Source organism: Bacillus sp. FSL R9-9492, assembly GCF_038007365.1.
Classification (GTDB): domain Bacteria; phylum Bacillota; class Bacilli; order Bacillales; family Bacillaceae_G; genus Bacillus_A; species Bacillus_A mycoides.
On sequence record NZ_JBBOXC010000001.1, the window covers coordinates 1,457,499 to 1,481,324 of the forward strand.

Below are 23,826 nucleotides of genomic sequence, written 5' to 3' on the forward strand. Positions count from 1 at the left end.
TTTTTCACCAAAAGTCGTTGTATATTCCCGGATTTATAAAATCGGACGTCCGTTTATTGAATACAATAGATTCGTATCAATTGGCGAAAACCCTTCTTTTAAACAAATATTTTTTTAGTAGAATTTGACGAAAAAATTTTTTTGACTTTTTGTAAACGTTAACAATGTTATTAAATCAATATAAACAAAGATGTACGTACGATTAAAAATTAAAAATTTTCTAAAAATTCACTTGATTTATTTGAAAAGGAGAGTAGACTAGGAAACAATAAAAAACTCATAGAACATAGGGGGCGCTTTCAAGTGAACGAGCAGTGGATTTTCTTAAATGGAGAATTTGTTCCAAAAGACGAAGCAAAGGTTTCAGTATATGATCATGGCTATTTATATGGCGATGGAGTGTTCGAAGGAATTAGGGTATATAGCGGTAATGTTTTCCGTTTGAGAGAGCATCTTGTCCGGTTATATGAATCAGCGAAATCCATCATGTTAGAAATTCCATATACGTTAGAAGAAGCAACGAAAATCGTTGTTGAAACGATTCGACAAAACAAACTATCTAATGGATATATCCGCCTCGTTGTATCAAGAGGACCTGGGAACTTGGGATTAGATCCCGATTCTTGTACGAAACCAAATGTAGTAGTAATTGCAGAGCAATTATCTTTATTTCCACAAGAATATTATGAAAAAGGGATTCCGATTATAACAGTTGCAACGCGTCGCAATCGCCCGGATGTTTTATCGCCTCAAGTAAAATCTTTAAATTACTTAAATAATATTTTAGTTCGCATTGAGGCGAAATTAGCTGGAGTACAAGAAGCACTTATGTTAAATGACCAAGGATATGTAGCTGAAGGCTCTGGAGATAATGTATTTATTGTGAAGGGAAATAAATTAATTACACCACCAAGTTCTGCTGGAGCGTTAGAAGGTATTACACGAAACGCGATTTTAGAAATCGGCGAAAAACTTGGATATGACGTAAGAGAAGAATTATTTACAAGGCATGATGTATATGTAGCTGATGAAGTGTTTTTAACAGGAACAGCTGCTGAAGTAATTGCTGTTACGACAGTAGATGGAAGAACGATTGGTTTAGGTAGAACAGGGCCACATACGAATCGTTTATTAGAAGAATTCCGTAAATTAGTTGTAGAAGATGGAGAGAAAATTTACGAAGAAAATAAAGTTGGATAATAGCTCTTATGACATGATAAAGCGTTGATAGGGAGGAGTAGTTGACTGTGAAGCCTCACAGAGAGTCGGTGGTTGCTGGAAACCGATGGTTCACGTCGACGAACATCACCCTTGAGTGCTAAGCTGAAACGTTTGTTTAGGCTTAGACGGTAGCTCCGTTATTAGCTAGACTCATATCCCGAGTCACTGAGGCAAGAGTAATCTTGCAAAGAAGGGTGGTACCGCGAAATCTTTCGTCCCTTCAGCACATAGCTGGAGTGTGGACGTAGGATTTTTTTATTTTATAAATGTTTTAAAAAAGGGGGCTTATAAGAAAAATGTCTTCAAAAACGGAAGAGAAACTGGCAACTGGTGCACAGCTATTGTTAGAAGCGCTAGAAAAGGAAGGAGTAGAGGTGATTTTTGGTTATCCAGGTGGTGCGGTTTTACCTCTATATGATGCGCTTTATGATTGTGAAATTCCGCATATTTTAACGAGGCATGAGCAAGGTGCAATTCATGCTGCTGAAGGATATGCAAGAATTACAGGACATCCAGGAGTGGTAATTGCAACAAGTGGACCGGGTGCTACAAATGTTATTACTGGTCTAGCTGACGCGATGATTGATTCATTGCCACTTGTTGTATTTACAGGGCAAGTAGCAACAACGTTAATCGGGAGTGATGCTTTCCAAGAAGCTGATATTATGGGGCTTACGATGCCGGTGACAAAACATAATTATCAAGTACGAAAAGCATCGGATTTACCCCGAATTATTAAAGAAGCATTTCATATCGCTAGAACAGGGAGACCAGGCCCAGTCGTAATTGACCTTCCGAAAGATATGGTAGTAGAGAAAGGTGAGCGATGTAGTGATGTACAAATGGATTTACCAGGATACCAGCCTAATTATGAACCGAATCTACTACAAATAAACAAATTATTACAAGCGATTGAGGTCTCAAAAAAGCCATTAATTTTAGCTGGAGCAGGTGTATTGCATGCGAAAGCATCGAAAGAATTAACAAGTTTTGCTCGCAAATATCATATTCCAGTTGTTCATACATTACTTGGTCTGGGTGGGTTTCCGCCAGATGATGAACTATTTCTAGGGATGGGAGGAATGCACGGTTCATACACCGCAAATATGGCGTTATATGAATGTGACTTACTTATTAATATAGGTGCAAGGTTTGATGATCGTCTTACTGGAAATTTAGCTTATTTTGCTAAAGGAGCGATTGTCGCACATATAGATATTGATCCAGCGGAAATTGGGAAAAATGTGCCGACTGAAATTCCTATTGTTGCGAGTGCAAAGCAAGCATTAGAAGCTCTACTCAACTTTAAAGAAGGGGAAGTAAATCACAATGATTGGCTTTCGTTATTGAATAGTAGAAAAGAAAAATACCCTCTTTCTTACAAAGAACATGCAGAGCGTATTAAACCTCAATATGCAATTGATATGCTATACGAAATTACGAAAGGGGAAGCGATTGTAACGACAGATGTTGGGCAACATCAAATGTGGGCAGCTCAATATTATCCGCTGAAAAATCCAGATAAATGGGTAACTTCTGGAGGCTTAGGAACAATGGGCTTCGGGTTTCCAGCAGCAATAGGTGCACAAATCGCAAAGCCTGAAGAACTAGTTATTGCAATTGTCGGTGATGCTGGATTTCAAATGACCTTGCAAGAACTAAGTGTATTAAAAGAGCATTCTTTACCAGTTAAAGTTTTTATTTTAAATAATGAAGCTTTAGGGATGGTAAGACAATGGCAAGAGGAATTTTATAATGGGCGATATTCGCACTCCTTACTTTCATGCCAACCAGATTTTGTTGCGCTTGCCAATGCTTATGGCATAAAAGGTGTTCGTATTGAAGACCCACTTCTTGCAAAGCAACAATTACAGTATGCAGTTGAGTTAAGAGAGCCTGTTGTAATTGATTGCCGCGTACTTCAATCCGAAAAGGTAATGCCGATGGTTGCCCCAGGAAAAGGCGTTCATCAAATGGAGGGAGTGGAGAAAAGGTGAAGAGAATTGTAACAGCGACAGTTCGAAATCAAAGCGGTGTGTTAAATCGAATTACAGGTGTTATGACACGTAGACATTTTAATATTGAAAGTATTTCAGTAGGTCATACGGAATCATCGGATATTTCGAGAATGACGATTGTTGTACACGTTGAAAATGAACAGCAAGTTGAGCAGTTAATTAAACAACTTCATAAGCAAATCGATGTACTGAAAGTATCAGATATTACAGAAGAAGCGATGATCGCTAGAGAACTTGCACTTATTAAAGTAGCAACGTCTGTAGCAAGAGCAGAATTATATAGTTTAATTGAACCGTTCCGAGCCGCTGTAATAGATGTTGGGAAGGATTCCATAGTGGTGCAAGTAACAGGTACCCAGGAGAAAGTAGAAGCGTTAATTGAATTACTTCGTCCATATGGTTTGAAAGAAATTGCTAGAACAGGTGTAACAGCATTTACACGTAGTATGAAAAAACAAGATAAACAAGTTATGTTAATTCAATAATTATTTAAAAAATAGGGGGAAATGAAAATGGCGAAAGTTTATTATGAAAAAGACGTAACGGTAAATGTATTAAAGGAAAAGAAAGTAGCAATCATCGGATATGGATCGCAAGGCCATGCGCATGCGCAAAACTTACGTGATAACGGATTTGATGTGGTAGTAGGACTGAGGAAAGGGAAGTCATGGGATAAGGCGAAAGAAGACGGTTTTTCTGTATATACAGTAGCGGAAGCAGCAGAAAAAGCAGATGTAGTAATGATTCTACTACCTGATGAATTACAGCCGGAAGTATATGAAGCTGAAATTGCACCAAACTTACAAGGCGGCAATTCTCTCGTTTTCGCGCATGGATTTAATGTTCACTTTGATCAAGTAAAACCGCCAGCTAATGTAGATGTATTTCTAGTAGCACCGAAAGGTCCAGGGCATCTAGTACGTCGTACGTTTGCGGAAGGGGGAGCTGTTCCTGCATTATTTGCAGTATATCAAGATGCAACAGGAGTTGCGACTGAAAAGGCACTTTCATATGCAGATGGAATTGGGGCGACGAGAGCAGGTGTATTAGAAACAACGTTTAAAGAAGAAACAGAAACAGATTTATTTGGAGAGCAAGCTGTACTTTGCGGCGGAGTGACTGCACTAGTAAAAGCTGGGTTTGAAACGTTAGTTGATGCTGGTTATCAACCGGAAGTTGCATATTTTGAATGTTTACATGAACTAAAACTAATCGTTGACCTTATGTATGAAGGCGGACTTGAAAATATGAGATATTCAGTTTCAGATACAGCGCAGTGGGGCGACTTCGTATCAGGACCACGCGTTGTAACGGAAGATACGAAGAAAGCGATGGGTGCAGTGCTAGCAGAAATTCAAGATGGTACATTTGCAAGAGGCTGGATTGCAGAGCATAAAGCAGGAAAACCAAATTTCCATGCGACAAATGAGAAAGAAAATGAACATGAAATCGAAGTAGTTGGACGTAAATTACGTGAAATGATGCCTTTCGTACAGCCCCGAGTAAAGGCAGGGGTCAAATAATATGAAGCGAATTTTGTTCATGGATACGACGCTACGTGATGGCGAACAATCACCAGGAGTTAATTTAAATGAACAAGAGAAATTACAGATTGCGAGGCAACTAGAGAGACTTGGTATTAATGTAATGGAAGCTGGATTCGCAGCAGCTTCTGAAGGTGATTTTCAATCGGTAAAACGTATCGCAAATACCATTCAAAATGCTACGGTTATGAGTTTAGCTAGAGCGAAAGAAAGTGATATTCGAAGAGCCTATGAAGCTGTGAAAGGCGCTGTCTCTCCTCGTTTACACGTATTTTTAGCTACGAGTGACATTCATATGAAATATAAGCTTTGTATGTCAAAAGAAGATGTATTAGATAGCATACATCGCTCGGTTACGCTCGGGAAATCACTATTTCCAACAGTTCAATTTTCAGCAGAAGATGCAACAAGAACATCGAGAGCATTTTTAGCGGAAGCAGTAGAAGTCGCGATTCGCGCAGGAGCGAATGTAATCAATATTCCTGATACAGTTGGATATACGAATCCAGAAGAATATTATTCTCTCTTTAAATACTTACAAGAATCCGTTCCGTCGTATGAAAAAGCAATTTTCTCTTGTCATTGTCACGATGATCTTGGGATGGCAGTAGCGAATTCGTTAGCTGCGGTTGAAGGCGGAGCGTTACAAGTAGAAGGAACGATTAATGGAATTGGAGAAAGAGCGGGGAATGCGGCGCTAGAAGAAGTCGCGGTTGCTCTCCATATTAGAAAAGATTTCTATGAAGCAGAATCCTCTATGACATTAAAAGAAATTAAAGCGACGAGTACGTTAGTAAGTCGGTTAACGGGTATGGTTGTACCGAAAAATAAGGCGATTGTTGGAGCAAATGCTTTTGCTCACGAATCAGGTATTCATCAAGACGGTGTATTAAAAGAAGTAACGACGTATGAAATTATTGAACCATCACTGATTGGAGAGTCACAAAATTTATTTGTATTAGGAAAGCATTCCGGGCGCCATGCGTTTACTGAAAAAATGAAAGAACTTGGTTATGAGTTTACAAAAGAAGAACGAGATGTGGTGTTTGAAGCATTTAAAAACTTGGCTGACCGTAAAAAAGAAATTACAGAAGAAGATTTACGTGCGCTTATGCTTGGTGAAGCAGCATTTGCGGCCCAGCAATATAGCATTACTCAATTGCAAGTACATTTCGTATCAAATAGTACACAGTGTGCAACGGTTGTACTAAAAGATGAGGAAGGAAATATGTACGAAGATGCAGCAACTGGTTCTGGAAGTATTGAAGCGATCTATAATGCAATTCAAAGAATTTTAGGATTAGAATGTGACTTAGCGGATTATCGCATACAATCTATAACGCAAGGTCAAGATGCACTTGCACATGTTCATGTTGAATTAAAAGAAGGAACTCATCAAGTATCAGGTTTTGGTGTTGCGCAAGACGTATTAGAAGCATCGGCGAGAGCGTATGTTCATGCGGCCGGAAAATTAAAATCTTTTATTACTCTTGTGAAGTAACTGTTTGATAAGTGAGGGGATCGTCCCTTACTTATCAAAATATATTTCTGAAAATTCAGATAAAAAGGAGTGTTTTAATTGGAAAAACGTATCGTTTGTTTAGCGGGTGATGGTGTTGGTCCGGAAATTATGGAAAGCGCGAAGGAAGTATTGCATATGGTAGAGAGGCTATATGGACATCACTTTCATTTACAAGATGAGTACTTTGGCGGAGCGGCTATCGATTTAAATGGGCAACCATTACCACAGCGAACACTTGCCGCTTGTTTAGCGAGTGATGCGGTTTTACTTGGAGCGGTTGGTGGACCGCGGTGGGATGATGCGAAAGAAAGGCCAGAGAAAGGATTATTAGCTTTAAGAAAAGGACTTGGTGTATTTGCGAACGTTCGTCCTGTAACAGTAGAAAGCGCAACTGCACATTTATCGCCATTAAAAAACGCAGATGAAATTGACTTCGTTGTCGTTCGTGAACTAACAGGCGGTATTTATTTCTCTTATCCGAAAGAAAGAACGGAAGAATCGGCAACTGATACACTTACGTACCATCGTCATGAAATTGAACGTATCGTGTCGTATGCTTTTCAATTAGCGAGTAAGAGAGAGAAAAAAGTAACCTCTATTGATAAAGCGAATGTTTTAGAATCTAGTAAATTGTGGAGAGCTGTTACGGAAGAAGTAGCTCTTCGTTATCCTAATGTTGAATTAGAGCACATTTTAGTAGATGCAGCTGCTATGGAGTTAATTCGAAACCCAAGGAGATTTGACGTTATCGTAACAGAAAATTTATTTGGTGATATTTTGAGCGACGAGGCTTCTGTATTAGCAGGGTCATTAGGAATGCTTCCATCAGCGAGCCATGCGGAAAACGGGCCGTCTTTATATGAGCCTATTCACGGATCAGCGCCAGATATTGCAGGTAAAAATAAAGCGAATCCAATTGCGATGATGCGTTCAGTAGCGATGATGCTTGGGCAATCATTTGGATTAACGAGAGAAGGGTATGCGATTGAAGAGGCAATTTCTGCAGTTCTTCAATCTGGGAAATGTACAGCTGATATTGGGGGGAATGAGACGACAACTTCATTTACGAGGGCAGTTATTCAAGAAATGGAAGAGCAGGCACTAGTAGGGAGAGGAAGATAATGGGGAAAAGGTTACTAGATAAGCTTTGGGAAAGACATGTAGTTGTAACGAATGAAAATGGATTGGATTTATTATATATCGATCTTCATCTCGTTCATGAAGTAACGTCACCGCAAGCCTTTGAAGGCTTGCGGCTTGCAAATCGAACTGTTCGGAGACCGGAATTAACGTTTGCAACGATGGATCATAATATTCCAACGAAAGATGTTTGGAATATTACCGATCGCATTGCGAAGCAGCAATTGGATACACTTCGTGACAATTGTAAACAATTTAAGGTGCGATTAGCCGATATTGGTGATGAAGAGCAAGGAATCGTTCACGTTATAGGACCAGAACTTGGGCTCACACAACCGGGGAAAACGATTGTATGCGGTGATAGCCATACAGCAACCCACGGTGCTTTCGGTGCTTTAGCGTTTGGTATTGGTACGAGTGAAGTAGAACATGTATTAGCAACTCAAACGCTGTGGCAACGAAAACCGAAAGCGATGGGGATTGAATTAAAAGGAAAGTTACCGAAAGGCGTTTATGCAAAGGATATTATTTTGCATCTTCTCTCAAAGTACGGTGTAGCGGTTGGAACGGGGCATGTAATGGAATTCTACGGAGAGACGATTCGTGATATGGGTATGGAAGAGAGAATGACACTTTGCAATATGGCAATTGAAGGGGGAGCGAAAGCTGGCATCATTGCACCAGATGAGAAAACATTTTCTTATGTAAAAGGGCGTGAATATGCACCGAAAGACTATGAAACGTTTACGGGAAAATGGTCGGAGCTTTATACAGATTCAGATGCAATTTATGATTTACATATTTCGGTAGATGTTACGGATTTAGCACCGTATGTCACTTGGGGAACAAATCCTAGTATGGGTGTTCCTATTGATGAAAAATTACCAGAGAAGCATAACGAAAATGATGAAAGAGCATTTTCATATATGGGATTGAGCCCTGGGCAAAGTACGTTTGAAATTCCTGTTAAGCATGTCTTCATTGGTTCTTGTACAAATTCACGTTTATCTGACTTAGAAATTGCTGCATCTGTTGTAAAAGGGAAAAAGGTAAAAGAAGGTGTGCGAGCACTCGTTGTACCAGGATCAAAAAGTGTGAGAGAGCGGGCGATGCAAAAAGGCTTACATCGCATATTTGAAGAAGCGGGATTTGAATGGAGAGAGCCTGGATGTTCAATGTGTCTTGGGATGAATCCAGATCAAGTACCTGAAGGAGAACATTGTGCTTCTACTTCAAATCGTAATTTTGAAGGAAGGCAAGGGAAAGGAGCACGAACACATTTAGTAAGTCCAGCTATGGCTGCAGCAGCTGCGTTATATGGTCATTTTGTTGATATTAGAAAGGAGAGTTACGATGGAACCATTTCATATTCATAAAGGTACCGCCGCAGTACTTATGAATGATAACATTGATACAGATCAAATTATTCCGAAGCAATATTTGAAGAGAATTGAAAGGACGGGATTTGGAAAATATTTATTTGATGAGTGGCGTTACGATAATGAGCGCCATGAAAATCCTAATTTCTCCCTTAATGCACAAGAACGAAAAGGAGCAAGTATATTAATTACAGGTGATAATTTTGGATGTGGTTCTTCAAGAGAACATGCTCCGTGGGCGCTTGCGGATTATGGTTTCCGCGTTATTATCGCCGGAGGATTTGCAGATATTTTTTATATGAATTGTATGAAGAATGGTATGTTACCGATTGTAATGGATAAAGAGATGCGTGAACAACTTGCCAAAACGAATGCGAGAGATCAAATGGAAGTTGATTTAGAGAATGAAGTAATTATTACGAATACGCACAGGTTTCATTTTACAATCGAGAAAATGTGGAAAGAAAAATTATTAAATGGTCTAGATGAAATCAGCATTACAATGCAATATGAACAAGAAATTGAAGAGTATGAAAGAAAAGTAGCTTCACATTAACTAAAAGTAGAATATTCTAAATGTATTTACATTCAGAATTAACTGTTATATAATATGTAAAAAATCAGAGGAGAAAGGGAGTAAGTATTATGAATATCGTGCAATCTATTAAAATGCTTACAAAACTACATCATCATACATGAAACCCTTGAACCTAACGTGAAAACGTGTAGGCACAAGGGTTATTCCCGTTGTACCTACACTCTACTAAAGAGCCTTGTAGGTATTTTGTCTACAAGGCTCTTTTTATTTTCGGTTTGGGTGGATGGAATGGCATAAATTAAAGAGGGAAGGGTGTGTGAATTCAGATGACAAAGTGGAAACGGGCAAATCCGAATGGAACGAGAGATTACTTATTCGAAGAATGTACGTTAATTGAAGAAGTGGAACAAAAATTAAGACGGACCTTTTTAGAGAGAGGTTATGAAGAAATAAGGACACCTACAATTGAATTTTATGATGTTTTTGCATTTCAAAACAGGCCGATAGATGAAGAAAAGATGTATAAATTTTTCGATGAAAAAGGACGGATTATCGTTTTACGCCCAGATATGACAATTCCTTTAGCAAGAGTAATTGGAACACAGAGAGGAGATATTCCTCTTAAAGTAACTTATAGCGGGAATGTATTTCGGGCGAATGAGTCCCTTACTGGGAAATATAATGAAATAGTGCAAAGTGGTATTGAAATTATCGGGATTGAAAATGTAAGGGCTGAAATTGAATGTGTGATAAGCGTAATTCAAGCACTTCAAAAATTAAAGGTGCAATCTTTCACAATTGAGATTGGGCAAGTGCAGTTATATAAATGTATCGTAAAAAAGCTCCCCATTAATGATGAAGAAGAGAAGTTACTTAGAACGTATATTGAAAGTAAAAATTATGCCGCACTCTCACACTTTATAGAAGAAAAGAAATTAAATCGGTGTGATGAAACAGTAAGGTTACTTGAGAAACTACCAAGGTTATTCGGGAGTTTAGATGTTGTTGAGGAAGCAGAAAAACTCGCCTCAAGTAATGAAATGAAAATGGCCATTGCGAGAGTGAAAGAAATATATGAAACAATTGAACAGTTAGGATATGGCTCTTACATATCAATTGATTTAGGTATGGTTCAACATTTGGATTATTATACGGGTGTTATTTTCAAAGGGTATATATATGAAATTGGAGAAGAGATTGTTAGTGGCGGAAGATATGATGAGTTAATTGGAAATTTTGGAGAGATGATGCCAGCGGTTGGGCTCGCGGTGCAAGTAAATCAAATAGTTAAGGCACTTCAAGAGCAGCAAGAACCATATAAACGAAAGAGAATAGATATTATGATTCATTATGAGTTAAATAGATTAGCAGAAGCGGAAAGGTTACGAAATTTACTTCAAAAGGACGGGAAGAATGCCCAGTTATCTTTATTCTCTAATTTAAACGATACTTTTCAATTTGCAAACAAGAATAAAATAATGACAGTCGTTGAGGCGAAGAGTGAGTCACTAGTGGAATATGTATGGAGAGAGAAATGGATCATCCAGAAAGAAGGGGAGGCTTCATGCGTAACATTCAAATTGCGTTAACGAAAGGAAGATTAGAAAAGCATGTTATTCCACTGTTTGAAAAAATTGGAATTGATTGTTCAGAGCTCAAAGATAAAGGAAGAAAACTTGTGTTTAAAAGTAAAAACACAAACATTTCATTTATTTTAGTGAAAGCGGTAGATGTTGCTACTTATGTAGAACATGGCGTAGCTGATATTGGAGTCGTTGGAAAAGATATATTAATGGAATTTGAGAAAGATATATATGAGATGGTCGATTTAGGAGTGGGCGTGTGTAAATTTTGTGTCGCTTCTATTCCTACGTATAATCCGAAGAGTTATCGAAAAAAACGAATTGCTACGAAATATCCGCACATTACTTCTACATATTTTCATGATAAAGGGGAGGATGTAGAAATTATTAAAATAGAAGGATCTGTAGAGATTGCTCCACTTCTAGGTTTGGCAGATGCCATTGTTGATATTGTTGAAACAGGAAAAACATTACAAGAAAACGGGTTAATTGTATTTGAGGAAATGTGCTCTATATCAGCTCGAATGATTGTGAATAAGGCTGCATTGAAAACTAAAAAAGACGAAATATTCTGTATTATAAATATGATGGAACAAGAAATTTTGTCAGGGAAATAGGGGGACTTTAAATGGAGATAGTTTTTGAAGATTTCCAAGAGGCTTTATCGAAAATAAAATCGCTACGAGAAAGCGCTAATATAATAGAAGAAACTGTTCAAAGAAGTGTAAGTGAAATTGTTCAAAACGTGAGGAAGAGTAAAGATGAGGCTTTATCGTTCTATACAAAAAAGTTTGATGGTGTAGAGACAAAAGATTTTCGTGTAAGTGAGGAAGAAATAAAACAAGCAAGTAAGTTTGTAGAACAAGCTTTTTTAGAAGCGTTAAAAGAGGCGAAGAAAAATATTATCTCGTATCATGAAAAGCAAAAAAGACAATCTATGTTTGATTGCGTGAGTGAAGGGGTAATTAGAGGGCAGCTTATTCGTCCGTTAGAAAATGTAGGTGTATATGTGCCGGGCGGGACTGCTTCGTATCCTTCATCAGTATTAATGAATGTATTGCCAGCAAAACTCGCAGGAGTGAAAAAAATTGTAATGGTAACACCGCCGAAGCAAGGAGGAATTGATCCGCATATTTTAGCTGCTGCAAGTCTTGCAGGTGTAGATGAAATATATATGGCCGGTGGTGCTCAAGTAATTGCTGCTCTAGCATATGGAACGGAATCGATTCCTAAAGTAGATAAAATAGTTGGGCCAGGGAATTTATATGTCGCGCTAGCGAAGAGAGAAGTATATGGGATAGTCAATATCGATATGATTGCTGGACCATCAGAAATTGTAGTTATCGCAGATGAAACAGGAAATGCCGAATATATTGCTGCTGATTTATTATCACAGGCAGAACATGACGAGAGGGCAACAGCTATTTGTATTACAACAAATATAAAGCTTGCTAAAGAAGTAGAAAGAGAAATAGAAAGGCAGCTAGAGACGTTGCCTAGAAGTGAAATCGCTCGTGAATCCATAAAAAGAAATGGAGCAATTTTTATTGTCCCTTCTTTAGAAGAGGCGTTTCATTTATCAAATGAAATCGCTCCAGAACATTTAGAGTTACACATAAAAGAGCCAATGAATGCTCTAGCTTATGTAAAGCATGCTGGATCAATTTTTCTTGGTCCATATGCACCTGAACCGCTCGGAGATTATTTGGCGGGGCCGAATCACGTATTACCGACAAGTGGAACGGCAAGGTTTTTTTCTCCGTTATCCGTCGATGATTTCGTAAAAAAATCAAGCTTCGTTTCGTATACGGAAGAAGCGTTAAGAAGTGTACAGCATCATATTGTAGAACTTGCAAATAAAGAAGGTTTACATGCACACGCAAGAGCAATCCAAATTAGGTTTAAGGAGGAAGAATAATGCGCGAGTCTAGTCAAGTACGTGAGACGACGGAAACAAAAATTAAATTAAGTTTGCAACTTGATGAAAGTACGAATGTTTCTGTGCAAACAGGAGTTGGATTTTTTGATCATATGCTAACTTTATTTGCTAGACACGGAAGATTTGGTTTGCAAATTGAAGCTGAAGGTGATGTATTCGTTGATGCTCATCATACGGTTGAAGATGTTGGAATTGTACTCGGAACTTGCTTGAAAGAATCATTGCAAAATAAAGAAGGGATTAACCGTTACGGCTCAGCGTATGTACCGATGGATGAATCTTTAGGATTTGTCGCGATTGATATAAGCGGGCGCTCATATATTGTATTTCAAGGTGAATTAACAAATCCGAAGCTAGGGGATTTTGACACAGAATTAACGGAAGAATTTTTTAGAGCAGTTGCTCATGCTGCAAATATTACGTTACATGCTCGCATTTTATACGGAAGCAATACACATCACAAAATTGAAGCTTTATTTAAAGCGTTCGGTCGAGCGCTTAGAGAGGCAGTCGATAAAAATGCCAATATTAATGGTGTAAATTCAACGAAAGGGATGTTGTAATTGATTGCAATTATAGATTATGGAATGGGAAATATTCGTAGTGTGGAACAAGCATTAAAATATATTGGAACAGAGTACATCATAACGGATGATAAAAAAGAAATATTGAGAAGTGATGGAGTTATTTTACCAGGAGTAGGCACATTTCCGAAAGCGATGGGCGTTTTAGAAGAAAAAGATTTAGTATGTGTGCTAAAAGAAGTTGGGAGCTTAGGAAAACCGCTTCTAGGTATTTGCTTAGGAATGCAGCTTTTATTTGAAAAAAGTGAGGAACTACAAAATTGTAACGGATTAAATTTATTGCCAGGTGTTATTCGAAAGTTAAAAGTTCCTTATAAAATTCCACATATGGGGTGGAATGAATTAAAAAAAGAAGGAGAAATATCGCTTTGGAATGGAGTAGAGGACGGTTCTTTCGTATATTATGTCCACTCTTATTATGCAGATTGTCCGAATGAAATTGTGTATGGGGCAAGTGAATATGGAGTGAAAGTACCTGGTTTTGTAGCAAAAGGAAATATATTTGGCGCACAGTTTCATCCTGAAAAAAGTGGGGAAATTGGGATGCGAATGTTAAAAAATTTCAAAGGGGTGGTAGAAGCATGGAAATCTTCCCAGCTATCGATTTAAAAGAAGGACGATGCGTCAGGCTTTATCAAGGAGAGTTTAGTAAAGAAACGGTGATGAATGAAGATCCAGTCGCACAAGCAATCATATTTGAAAAACTTGGAGCGAAAATACTACACGTTGTTGATTTAGATGGAGCAATTGTTGGGGAGTCAGTAAATTTACCTGTCATTGAAAAAATATGCAAGGCGGTACGTATTCCGGTGCAAATTGGAGGAGGAGTTCGGTCACTCGCGGCAGTGGAGAAGTTGTTGTCAGTAGGTGTAGAAAAAGTGATATTAGGAACGGCTGCCCTTTACGATAAATCATTTTTAGAAGAAGCAGTTCGTCTATATAAGGAGCAAATCATAGTTGGAATTGATGCGAAAAATGGTTTCGTAGCAACGAGGGGCTGGTTAGATGTGTCTGAAATTTCGTACATCGATTTAGCGAAGCAAATGGAAAGTGTAGGTGTTCAAACGATTGTGTTTACGGACATTTCAAAAGATGGGACACTTGCAGGACCAAATTTTGAGCAATTAGAGTTACTGCAAAAAAGCGTGGGTATTCGTGTGATTGCATCTGGAGGTGTCGCATCTATTCAAGATGTGAAAAGATTAAATGATATGAACATATATGGCGTCATTATTGGGAAGGCACTTTACGAGAAAACGATTGATTTAGAAAAAGTGTTACAGGTAACCAAACTATGTTAGCAAAACGAATTATTCCATGTCTAGATGTGAAAGAAGGGCGGGTAGTAAAGGGTGTGAATTTTATAGGGTTACAAGACGTCGGTAATCCTGTTGAAATAGCCGCATTATATAATGATGCGGGAGCAGATGAAATCGTATTTTTAGACATCACTGCGACGCATGAAGGGCGAAAAACGATTATAGATGTTGTAGAACAAACAGCCTCAAAGGTGTTTATTCCTCTTACAGTTGGCGGGGGGATTTCAAGTGTTAAAGATATGTACAATTTACTAAGAGCTGGAGCAGATAAAGTTTCAATAAACTCAGCGGCAGTGAGAAATCCGAAGTTAATCCAGGAAGGTGCGGAACATTTTGGCTCACAATGTATTGTCGTAGCAATTGATGCTAGAAAAGTAGAGGAAGATAAATGGAATGTATACGTGAACGGCGGAAGAGTCGATACAGGGATGGATGCAATCGAATGGGCGAAGCGCGTTGTTAAGCTCGGGGCAGGAGAAATTTTGTTGACGAGTATGGATGCAGATGGAACGAAAAACGGATATGATCTTCGTTTAACAGGAGCAATTTCAAACAGCGTTTCTGTTCCAGTAATCGCATCAGGTGGATGTGGTCATGTGGATCACATTATAGAAGTATTTCAAAAGACAACAGTTGATGCAGCATTAGCGGCATCAATCTTTCATTATGGTGAAGCGACTGTACAAGATGTAAAGAGAAAATTAAGAGAAGCAAACGTTGAGGTGCGGTTATGAAACCTAATTTTGCAAAAGGATTGATACCAGCTGTTGTTATCGAGGAAGATACGAAAGAAGTTTTAATGTTAGCTTATATGAATGAAGAAGCGTATGACAAGACGCTGGAAACGAAAAGAACATGGTTTTATTCCCGTTCGAGACAATCGTTATGGAATAAAGGAGGTACATCGGGAAATGTCCAATATGTGCAATCACTTTATTTAGACTGTGATCAAGATGCAATCGTTGTTGTCGTAAAGCAAGTAGGGCCTGCTTGCCATACGGGAGAAAAAACGTGTTTTCACTACAAAATTATATAGGGGGATACATATGGAAGATATCCTTAAGTTATTATTTGAAACAATTGAAGAACGAAAGAAAAATCCACTCTCTGAATCATATACGAATTATTTATTTTCAAAAGGTGAAGATAAAATTTTAAAGAAAATTGGTGAGGAGTGCACCGAAGTAATTATTGCGTCTAAAAATAATGATAAAGAAGAAATAGTAAAAGAAATGGTTGATGTGTTCTATCACTGTTTTGTTCTATTAGCCGAAAAAAATATTCCATTAGAAGATGTCATGCAAGAAGTGAAAGAAAGAAATGGAAAGCTTTCGCGAGTAGGGGACAGAAGAGAAATAGATACATTATAAGGGGGAATATGGATGAAAGTGGACTATCACATTCATTTAGAAGAAGGACCATATTCAATAGGGTGGCTAGCTAAAATAAATGATGCGCTACAATATTTTGAACCGCTTAAAGAAGAAAAACATTCTATGGAATGGCTTATGAAAACACAAGAACGCCTGCAAAGACGTGTGAAGGAAGGTCCATTTACAGCGAAATGGATTGATTTATATTTAGAAGAAGCTGTGCGAAAAGGTATAAAAGAAGTTGGTATTGTCGATCATTTATATCGTTTTCATGAAGCGAAAGGATATTATGAAAAGTATGTAGATATTAGTGATTCTAAGCTTGGTCGCCTGCAAAAAGAATGGTTAGATCAAGTAAGAGTAACGTCTATTTATGATTTTACAAAGGCGATTGAAGAGGCAAAAGAGCGATGGAGTAAACGAGGGATAACGCTCAAACTTGGAATTGAAGCGGATTATTTTATCGGGGGTGAACAAGAGTTAAAAGGTTTACTAGCATTAGGAGACTTTGATTATGTAATCGGTTCGGTCCATTTTATAGATGGATGGGGATTTGATAATCCAGATACGAAAGAGTATTTTGGTACGCATGAGTTACATACTTTATATCACACGTTTTTCGCTACAGTTGAAAGTGCTGTTCGTTCCGAGCTTTTTGATATTATAGCTCACCTCGATAACATAAAAGTATTTAATTACCGGTTAGATGAGAATGAACAGCTTTCTTATTATAAGGAAATTGCTCGTGCGTTAGTGGAAACAAATACAGCAACAGAAATAAATGCGGGATTGTACTATCGATATCCTGTGCGCGAAATGTGCCCAAGTCCGCTTTATTTACAAGTATTAGCTAAGCATGGAGTTCCGATTACTCTATCCTCAGATGCCCATTATCCGAATGATTTAGGAAAGTATGTGGAAGAGAATATAAAGACATTACGCAATCATGATATTTCTCACATAGCTACATTTACGAAACGAGTAAGAACGATGAGATTGCTTGAAGAAGAAGTAATAATTTCAAAATGAAACACGATTTTTTGATGAAAATCACCCTTTTTGTTCAAAATAAGAAAGAATGAAAAGGAGGATGAAAAATGGTGAAACAACAAAATAAACAAAACGTACAAGCGGCAGATCAAGCCTATACTTCTGAAACAAATAATACTGCTAACTCAGTTATTGAGGAACAAATTAGCGATACAGTTGCAGAAGGAACAATCGATGCGAAGCTTGAGAAAGAATCGCAAGAAAAAGCGTAAAAAGAGGGGAGAGTTGCATCTCCTCTTTTTTTATGGAAAAGTGTCGATTTTCAAAACTATAATCAAATTCCTTGGTTTTTATATGTAGATTTCTTACAATGAAATATAAGAGATATCATATTTTGTATAGAAGAGGTGTTAGTAGTGGCGAAAATATTAGTAGCAGGGAAAATTCCAGAAATCGGATTAGAATTATTGAAAAATCATGATGTAGAAATGTACAATAAAGAAGAATTAATTAGTGTAGAAGAGTTAGCAGAACGTGTAAAAGATAAAGATGCACTTTTAAGCTTACTTTCTACGAAGGTATCGAAAGAGGTTATTGACGCAGCACCAAACTTGAAAATTATCGCAAATTATGGTGCTGGTTACGATAATATTGATTACACATATGCTGGAGAAAAGGGTATTGCTGTTACAAATACACCGAAAGTATCAACTGAAGCGACAGCAGAATTAACGTTTGCACTGCTTTTAGCAGCGGCACGTAGAATTCCTGAAGGTGATACGTTATGTCGTACAACTGGATTTAACGGATGGGCACCGTTATTCTTCTTGGGCCGCGAAGTACACGGTAAGACAATCGGAATTATTGGCCTTGGAGAAATCGGGAAGGCAGTTGCAAAGCGTGCGAGAGCATTTGGAATGAATGTTTTATATACAGGACCAAATCGAAAGCCTGAAGCTGAAAGTGAACTGGAAGCGACATACGTAACGTTGGAAGAATTATTACAAACAGCGGACTTTATTACAATTAACTGTGCTTATAATCCGAAATTACATCATATGATTGATGAAGAACAGTTTAAAATGATGAAGAAAACAGCATATATTATAAATGCTTCACGTGGACCAATTATGAATGAATCAGCACTTGCTCATGCACTAAAAACGAATGAAATTGAAGGTGCAGCTCTTGACGTATTTGAATTTGAACCGAAAATTACAGAAGAGCTAAAAGGATTAAAGAATGTAGTACTTGCTCCTCACGTAGGAAATGCAACATTCGAAACACGTGATGCAATGGCTGAAATGGCAGTAAGAAATATTTTAGCTGTATTAAATGGTGAAGAACCTGTAACACCTGTAAATCAAAAAGTATTAGTTACAAAATAAAAAAGAAACCTTCCGAAATACGGAAGGTTTTTTTATTTTTCTTTATTCGCTTTTTTAGAAGGTCTTTGTCTAATAAATTGAGATAACATATACAAAATGTATAGTGGAATGGCAATGAATAAGAAAACAGAAATGTTGCCAAAACTTGTTTGGTACATTGTGATAATAATTCCAACTAAAAATAGTGTAATAATTATGCTATATCGTGGAATTGGTACATCTTTTAAACTTGGGATACGAACACGGCTCACCATTAAAAATGCGAACGTTACAAATACGGTAATGAGAACGATTTTTGGAATGGTATGTGAAAATAATGTTAAGAAAGCAACAAGCCCTCCTGCTGCAGTAATCGGAACTCCAGTGAAATATTTCATAGAAGTAGAAGATGGTGTTACATTAAATCGTGCTAAGCGATATGCTCCGAACAGAGGGAATAATCCCGCTATGTATAGTCCAATGATTCCATAGTTGGAAAAAGATGTGTAATACATTAAAACAGCAGGTGCTGCGCCAAATGTTACAACATCCGCGAGTGAATCAAGCTCTTTTCCCATTTGTGAATCAACGCGTAATAAACGAGCGACACGACCATCAAGACTATCTAACATCATCCCGATCAGTACTAAAATAGCAGCTGATTTATAATATCCTAAAGATGCATAGCCGATTGACAAAAATCCGCTATATAAATTCCCGAGCGTAAATAAGTTTGGAATAGCTGCTCTATACAAAATCTGATCCCTTGCTTTCTGTTATAAATTCTTAATTAGTGTATGAAAGTTTACTTATTTTATCATACCATAAATTTCTTTCTCATACGAAAAAAATTCCCAATTTGTGAAAGATTGTATAGAAGAGAAATTTGAAAAATAAGTAAAAAAAGGAAGCAACTTTTGTAAAGTTGCTTCCTACACTATTCAAATTTCGTTGTCATCGTTCCGGTTTTATATCGATTGTTAGGATCAAATCTTAATAAATCTCCATAAATGAGTTTGTCGGATAATTTTAATTCTGTTTTTGCTTTTTCAATATAAGGCTGACATAGTGTTAAATCAGCTTCTTCACCTGTGCTTCTTTTATAGCACATATTTTTTGTATAAACATAATCTTCCGAAACAAAACTGCCGTCCCGCATTACCATAAGAGGGTCTTTTTCTTTCGTAAATAAGTCTGTTCCAAATTCTACGGATTGATTTGTTTTAATACCAAGTAAATGAAGTAACGTTGGTTTAATATCAATTTGACCAGATACTTTAGAGATGACTTTTCCTTCTTGGCCAGGCACATGAATAATGAGAGGGACGCGTTGTAATTGCATAGAATCAAACGGTGTAATAGCGTCTTTCCCAAGGAACTGAGCCATAGCTGCATTATGGTTTTCAGAAATGCCGTAATGATCACCATAAATGACAATAACGGAATTATCATATAGTCCTTCGTCTTTCAATTGTTTAATAAATAATTTAAGAGCTTCATCCGTGTAACGAACGGTTGGGAAGTAGCGATTTAAAACACCACTTTCGGAATTAAATTCATCAACATATTGATCTTCTGGATTTAGAAGAAATGGAAAATGGTTTGTTAACGTAATAAATTTTGTATAGAACGGTTGTGGTAAAGATTTTAACTTTGGAATAGATTGCTCAAAGAACTCTTTATCTTTTAATCCCCAACCGACAGACATTTGTTCCGTTCCTACGTAATCATTTAAATTAAAGTAACGATCATATCCAAGCGCAGGATACATTACGTCACGATTCCAAAACGTTTTATCGTTTGAATGGAAGACAGCAGAAGAATATCCGTATTTCTTTAATTGTTCTGGTGTGGCAGTGTATTCATTTGTTGCATGAGTAAAGAATACAGAACCACGGTCTAACGGATAAAGGGAATTTTCAACGATAAATTCAGCATCAGAAGTTTTACCTTGTCCCGTTTGATGATAGAAGTTATCGAAATAAAAACTATCTTTAATAAACTCATTTAAAAATGGAGTAATCTCTTTTCCATTTATTTTTTTATTAATAACAAAACTTTGTGTAGATTCCATTGAAATTAAAATTACATTTTTACCCTTTGCAGCTCCAAATAAGTTTTTATCAACTTGTTTATCTTTTGAGTCTGTATAGTTTTTAATTTCAGAGAACCCGTCTCCACTTGCAAATACACGCTCAGCTGAAGACTTAGATTGAAGTGTAATATCAAATAGATGATATGTGTATAACCCTAAATTTTTCACGACAGTTTGACGATCAAATGAGCGTGAGAACATTTGTGGTTTATATATAACTGAAACAACAATTTGTAGTGCTAATAATACTGTTACACCGCTAAAGAAAGTTCGCTTCTCAGAGCGAGAAAGGGGTGTTTTATCACCAAATGATGGGAATTTACGCAAAATAAACATTAAAATAATTGCGTCTGCAAATAAAAGTAATGTTTTATACGTAAAGAGTTCTTTTATACTCGTCCCTAAGTCAGCCATATTATTTGTTTGGAATAAAACAGGGAAAGTAACAAAATCGTTATAGAACCCGTAAAACATTGCATTTCCAAATAAAATAAATGACAGTATAAAACTAATTACAATAATAATTCGGTTTCGGTACTTAGATGCAAGTAAAGCGAAACCAAAAAATAAAAGTAACGAAGCTAGTGGGTTAATAAAAAGCATAAACTCTTCAAAGAAGTTATCAATTCTAATATCAAATGCTAGCTTGTACACAATATATGTTTTTATCCATAATAAAACGACTGCAACTAGTGCAAATCGCAGTTTTGGAAACAGATTTTGTAGCATAATATACTCCTCTCCTAAAAGCATGACGGTTCTTGTGAGCCGGTTTGATTAGCGCCTCATTTTATATATACGAACAGTCCTTTGTTATTATGTTTATTATACTATGAGTATCATTATACGAAAATAAAAGAGAGTTGTGGGCTTTTTTATAATAATTGAGTAGAAAAAGGGCAGTGGGAGACAATAAAACGGAGTTTCTATGTATGATAATTATCGTGCGCAAAAAGAATCGAGTAATAAAACGGAGGTTATAATGCGAAAATTATTATATTTTATAGTATGCAGTAGTGTTATACTTTTTGCTTCACCGAGTGTGTCGGTAGCACAATATGATGCACCCCTTATGGAAGATGCCCTTTATTCTGTTTTATTTCCAAAAATAAATAAGGCAATTGAAAAACAATATGGGAGCTTGAAGCCTTATCAATGTCCTAAAATTATTAGTTTAAAAAAAGTGTATAGTGGTACATATTTATTTCAAGCGAGTATTGAAGTAACGAAGTATGAACAGGTTGGTGGGAAAATTGTTCCACCATTTGAGAAGGTAACGGTTACATTTAATAACGAAGAGGGCGAATGGGAAGTGACAAAGGTTTCAGTAAAGCGCTTACCAAATGATACAAAATTAAACTGTAAAAAAACAATATAAAAAATTGTTTGACAAATAAAATGGTCCTTTGGTATTGTTAATAGCAACAATTAGATGTTTGAAAATTAAATAGACTTACCTCATCTACTCTCAAAGGTAGAGGCCGCGATAGGAAAGAGTAAGCTATGGGAGATTTAATGGAATCTGTGATCATAGGTTGAAAGGGACTATTGCCGAAATATAAGAATAACCATCTTATTCATATATTGGGACTGCATTGAATAAATGTAGTACTGTCATAAAATTTATTTTATGAAGAGCTATTTGGAGATGTTGATGCGGTTTCTTATTTTGAGGAGATAACAACTCGTTTATTTTTTCAATATATATTTTTCCTAATAAGAAACGCGTGTGAACATTGTTCCGCGCGTTTTTTGTCTATCTAAAAGCGTGCTGCAATGAATAGAAGATTGGGGTTATGAGTTTTAGAGGAAATAAGGGAGGAATTCAAATGTATTTACACGGCACAAGCCGAATCAATGGGCAAGGACACTTAGAAATTGGTGGGTGCGATACGACGCAGCTAGCAAAACAATACGGAACACCACTTTATGTATACGATGAAGAGTCTATTCGAGGAAAGTGCCGCGCGTTTCATCGTGCTTTTAAAGAAAGTGGTTTCTCTTATCAAGTAGCATATGCAAGCAAGGCGTTCTTGTGCATGGAGATGTGCCGAGTAGCTCGTGAAGAGAATATGTCTTTAGATGTTGTTTCAGGAGGAGAATTATATACTGCGCTCCAAGCTGGTTTTCCGGCATCGCGTATTCATTTTCACGGAAATAATAAAACAGAAGAAGAAATGATTATGGCTCTTCAGGCGAATATCGGTTGTTTTGTAGTAGATAATTTCTTAGAATTAGAAATCTTACATGATTTAGCAATGCAACATGGGAAATTTGTGAACATATTAATCCGTGTAACGCCTGGAGTAGAGGCACATACACACGAATATATAACAACAGGTCAAGAGGATTCAAAATTTGGATTTGGTGTTTCAAATGGTCAAGCGATGCAAGCAATTGAGCTTGCCTTGCAAAAATCAAATTATAATGTGCTAGGAATTCACTCGCACATCGGATCACAAATATTTGAAACGGCTGGATTTGTTCGAGCAATTGAAGTACTCCGCCAATTTTTAGAAGAAGTGAGAGAGCGAACACATTATGTGATGAAAGTATTAAATGTGGGCGGAGGTTTCGGTATACGTTATACGGATTCAGATACACCGTTAACACTTGAAACGTATGTGCACGCTGTAACAAGTACGATAAGAGAACAATTTACATTATGTGAATATCCGCTTCCGGAAATATGGATTGAACCAGGTCGTAGTATTGTAGGTGATGCTGGAACAACACTTTATACAGTCGGAGCGGTGAAAGAGATTCCTGGCATTCGGAAATATGTTTCAGTCGATGGTGGAATGACAGATAATTTAAGACCAGCGCTATACGGAGCCCGTTATGAGGCGATGTTGGCGAATCGAGGGAATGATGAGAATGAGGAACTCGTTTCGATTGCTGGGAAATGCTGTGAAAGTGGAGATATGCTGATTTGGGATATTAACTTACCGCAAGTTGCTTCTTCTGATTTACTAGCAATTTCTTGCACGGGGGCATATGGGTACTCGATGGCGAATAATTATAATCGTATTCGTAGACCAGCTGTCGTCTTTGCAAAAGGCGGGACGTCACAAATTGTCGTAGAACGTGAAACATATGAAAATATCATTGGGAACGATCGCATACGTATTAAAGAGCTGGTGTGAATGAGAAAGAAGGAGTTGTCTAGTAAAGGCAGCTCCTTTTAAAAAAATAAAAATAATTAAATATATCG

General features: G+C 37.2%; 24 protein-coding genes, 1 riboswitch and 1 other annotated feature. Of the genes, 22 read left to right on the top strand and 2 right to left on the bottom strand.

Annotated elements, in window-relative coordinates; translation table 11 throughout:
• Window positions 1-303: 303 nt before the first annotated feature.
• The 20 genes from ilvE (at window position 304) to MKY70_RS07515 (ending at window position 18,538) form a co-directional block, all read left to right on the top strand.
• Window positions 304-1,200 carry a branched-chain-amino-acid transaminase gene (gene ilvE / locus MKY70_RS07420; protein WP_002011723.1) on the top strand — a complete coding sequence of 299 codons (897 nt, stop codon included), beginning with the start codon at window positions 304-306 and terminating at the stop codon, window positions 1,198-1,200.
• Window positions 1,201-1,215: 15 nt separating this feature from the next.
• Window positions 1,216-1,444: a binding site (T-box leader), on the top strand.
• Between the two features lie 73 nt (window positions 1,445-1,517).
• Window positions 1,518-3,218, top strand: coding sequence for an acetolactate synthase large subunit (gene ilvB, locus MKY70_RS07425; protein ID WP_341023823.1), 1,701 nt, complete (start codon window positions 1,518-1,520; stop codon window positions 3,216-3,218).
• Window positions 3,215-3,724 (top strand): acetolactate synthase small subunit, encoded by a 510-nt coding sequence (ilvN, locus tag MKY70_RS07430; protein WP_000822948.1) that lies wholly within the window; start codon window positions 3,215-3,217, stop codon window positions 3,722-3,724. The genes ilvB and ilvN overlap by 4 nt, the downstream gene beginning before the upstream one ends.
• A gap of 21 nt (window positions 3,725-3,745) precedes the next feature.
• Complete coding sequence (gene ilvC, locus MKY70_RS07435; protein WP_003188179.1) at window positions 3,746-4,762, top strand: ketol-acid reductoisomerase; 1,017 nt, start codon at window positions 3,746-3,748, stop codon at window positions 4,760-4,762.
• A gap of 1 nt (window position 4,763) precedes the next feature.
• Entirely contained in the window at window positions 4,764-6,284 is a 1,521-nt protein-coding gene (gene leuA, locus MKY70_RS07440; RefSeq protein WP_002188914.1) for a 2-isopropylmalate synthase, read from the top strand.
• A 78-nt stretch (window positions 6,285-6,362) separates the two neighbouring features.
• Window positions 6,363-7,427 carry a 3-isopropylmalate dehydrogenase gene (leuB, locus tag MKY70_RS07445; protein ID WP_002011718.1) on the top strand — a complete coding sequence of 355 codons (1,065 nt, stop codon included), beginning with the start codon at window positions 6,363-6,365 and terminating at the stop codon, window positions 7,425-7,427.
• The gene (gene leuC / locus MKY70_RS07450) at window positions 7,427-8,821 is read left to right on the top strand and encodes a 3-isopropylmalate dehydratase large subunit (RefSeq protein ID WP_002011716.1); all 1,395 of its coding nucleotides are present in this window, start codon (window positions 7,427-7,429) and stop codon (window positions 8,819-8,821) included. The genes leuB and leuC overlap by 1 nt, the downstream gene beginning before the upstream one ends.
• On the top strand, window positions 8,799-9,380 hold the full coding sequence (gene leuD, locus MKY70_RS07455) for a 3-isopropylmalate dehydratase small subunit (protein ID WP_002086742.1): 582 nt from the start codon (window positions 8,799-8,801) through the stop codon (window positions 9,378-9,380). Before leuC ends, leuD begins: the two co-directional genes overlap by 23 nt.
• 308 nt (window positions 9,381-9,688) lie before the next feature.
• Window positions 9,689-10,951, top strand: a complete 1,263-nt coding sequence (locus tag MKY70_RS07460) for an ATP phosphoribosyltransferase regulatory subunit (RefSeq protein ID WP_002140970.1) — start codon at window positions 9,689-9,691, stop codon at window positions 10,949-10,951.
• Window positions 10,927-11,562, top strand: coding sequence for an ATP phosphoribosyltransferase (hisG, locus tag MKY70_RS07465; protein WP_033708301.1), 636 nt, complete (start codon window positions 10,927-10,929; stop codon window positions 11,560-11,562). Before MKY70_RS07460 ends, hisG begins: the two co-directional genes overlap by 25 nt.
• An 11-nt stretch (window positions 11,563-11,573) precedes the next feature.
• Window positions 11,574-12,863 (top strand): histidinol dehydrogenase, encoded by a 1,290-nt coding sequence (gene hisD, locus MKY70_RS07470; protein WP_061675104.1) that lies wholly within the window; start codon window positions 11,574-11,576, stop codon window positions 12,861-12,863.
• The gene (gene hisB, locus MKY70_RS07475; protein WP_002030662.1) at window positions 12,863-13,447 is read left to right on the top strand and encodes an imidazoleglycerol-phosphate dehydratase HisB; all 585 of its coding nucleotides are present in this window, start codon (window positions 12,863-12,865) and stop codon (window positions 13,445-13,447) included. The genes hisD and hisB overlap by 1 nt, the downstream gene beginning before the upstream one ends.
• Window positions 13,448-14,077, top strand: coding sequence for an imidazole glycerol phosphate synthase subunit HisH (hisH, locus tag MKY70_RS07480; protein ID WP_002011707.1), 630 nt, complete (start codon window positions 13,448-13,450; stop codon window positions 14,075-14,077). It abuts the gene before it with no gap.
• Window positions 14,050-14,769 carry a 1-(5-phosphoribosyl)-5-[(5-phosphoribosylamino)methylideneamino]imidazole-4-carboxamide isomerase gene (gene hisA, locus MKY70_RS07485; protein WP_002086736.1) on the top strand — a complete coding sequence of 240 codons (720 nt, stop codon included), beginning with the start codon at window positions 14,050-14,052 and terminating at the stop codon, window positions 14,767-14,769. Before hisH ends, hisA begins: the two co-directional genes overlap by 28 nt.
• A complete protein-coding gene (hisF, locus tag MKY70_RS07490) occupies window positions 14,763-15,521 on the top strand; it encodes an imidazole glycerol phosphate synthase subunit HisF (protein ID WP_088034932.1) in 759 nt (252 codons plus the stop codon). The genes hisA and hisF overlap by 7 nt, the downstream gene beginning before the upstream one ends.
• A complete protein-coding gene (gene hisI / locus MKY70_RS07495; protein ID WP_002086731.1) occupies window positions 15,518-15,823 on the top strand; it encodes a phosphoribosyl-AMP cyclohydrolase in 306 nt (101 codons plus the stop codon). Before hisF ends, hisI begins: the two co-directional genes overlap by 4 nt.
• 10 nt (window positions 15,824-15,833) lie before the next feature.
• Window positions 15,834-16,157 (top strand): phosphoribosyl-ATP diphosphatase, encoded by a 324-nt coding sequence (gene hisE / locus MKY70_RS07500; RefSeq protein ID WP_002011702.1) that lies wholly within the window; start codon window positions 15,834-15,836, stop codon window positions 16,155-16,157.
• Between the two features lie 12 nt (window positions 16,158-16,169).
• Window positions 16,170-17,189 (top strand): histidinol phosphate phosphatase domain-containing protein, encoded by a 1,020-nt coding sequence (locus MKY70_RS07505; protein WP_088034929.1) that lies wholly within the window; start codon window positions 16,170-16,172, stop codon window positions 17,187-17,189.
• Window positions 17,190-17,257: 68 nt separating this feature from the next.
• Window positions 17,258-17,422, top strand: coding sequence for a YozQ family protein (locus MKY70_RS07510; RefSeq protein ID WP_341023830.1), 165 nt, complete (start codon window positions 17,258-17,260; stop codon window positions 17,420-17,422).
• Between the two features lie 135 nt (window positions 17,423-17,557).
• Window positions 17,558-18,538, top strand: a complete 981-nt coding sequence (locus MKY70_RS07515; protein WP_002011699.1) for a 2-hydroxyacid dehydrogenase family protein — start codon at window positions 17,558-17,560, stop codon at window positions 18,536-18,538.
• A gap of 32 nt (window positions 18,539-18,570) precedes the next feature.
• Here MKY70_RS07515 and pssA read toward each other — a convergent pair whose 3' ends face one another.
• Window positions 18,571-19,272: a CDP-diacylglycerol--serine O-phosphatidyltransferase gene (pssA, locus tag MKY70_RS07520; protein ID WP_002011698.1), complete on the bottom strand. Its 702-nt coding sequence runs from the start codon at window positions 19,270-19,272 to the stop codon at window positions 18,571-18,573.
• 182 nt (window positions 19,273-19,454) lie between these two features.
• Complete coding sequence (locus tag MKY70_RS07525; protein ID WP_033708925.1) at window positions 19,455-21,341, bottom strand: LTA synthase family protein; 1,887 nt, start codon at window positions 21,339-21,341, stop codon at window positions 19,455-19,457.
• Between the two features lie 253 nt (window positions 21,342-21,594).
• On the opposite strand from MKY70_RS07525, the gene MKY70_RS07530 reads away from it, so the two are divergent.
• Both MKY70_RS07530 and lysA read left to right on the top strand, forming a co-directional pair.
• Complete coding sequence (locus MKY70_RS07530) at window positions 21,595-21,990, top strand: DUF3888 domain-containing protein (RefSeq protein ID WP_176280957.1); 396 nt, start codon at window positions 21,595-21,597, stop codon at window positions 21,988-21,990.
• A gap of 89 nt (window positions 21,991-22,079) precedes the next feature.
• Window positions 22,080-22,261: riboswitch (Lysine riboswitch) on the top strand.
• Window positions 22,262-22,441: 180 nt separating this feature from the next.
• Window positions 22,442-23,758, top strand: coding sequence for a diaminopimelate decarboxylase (gene lysA, locus MKY70_RS07535; protein WP_002126306.1), 1,317 nt, complete (start codon window positions 22,442-22,444; stop codon window positions 23,756-23,758).
• The last annotated feature ends 68 nt before the right edge of the window (window positions 23,759-23,826 follow it).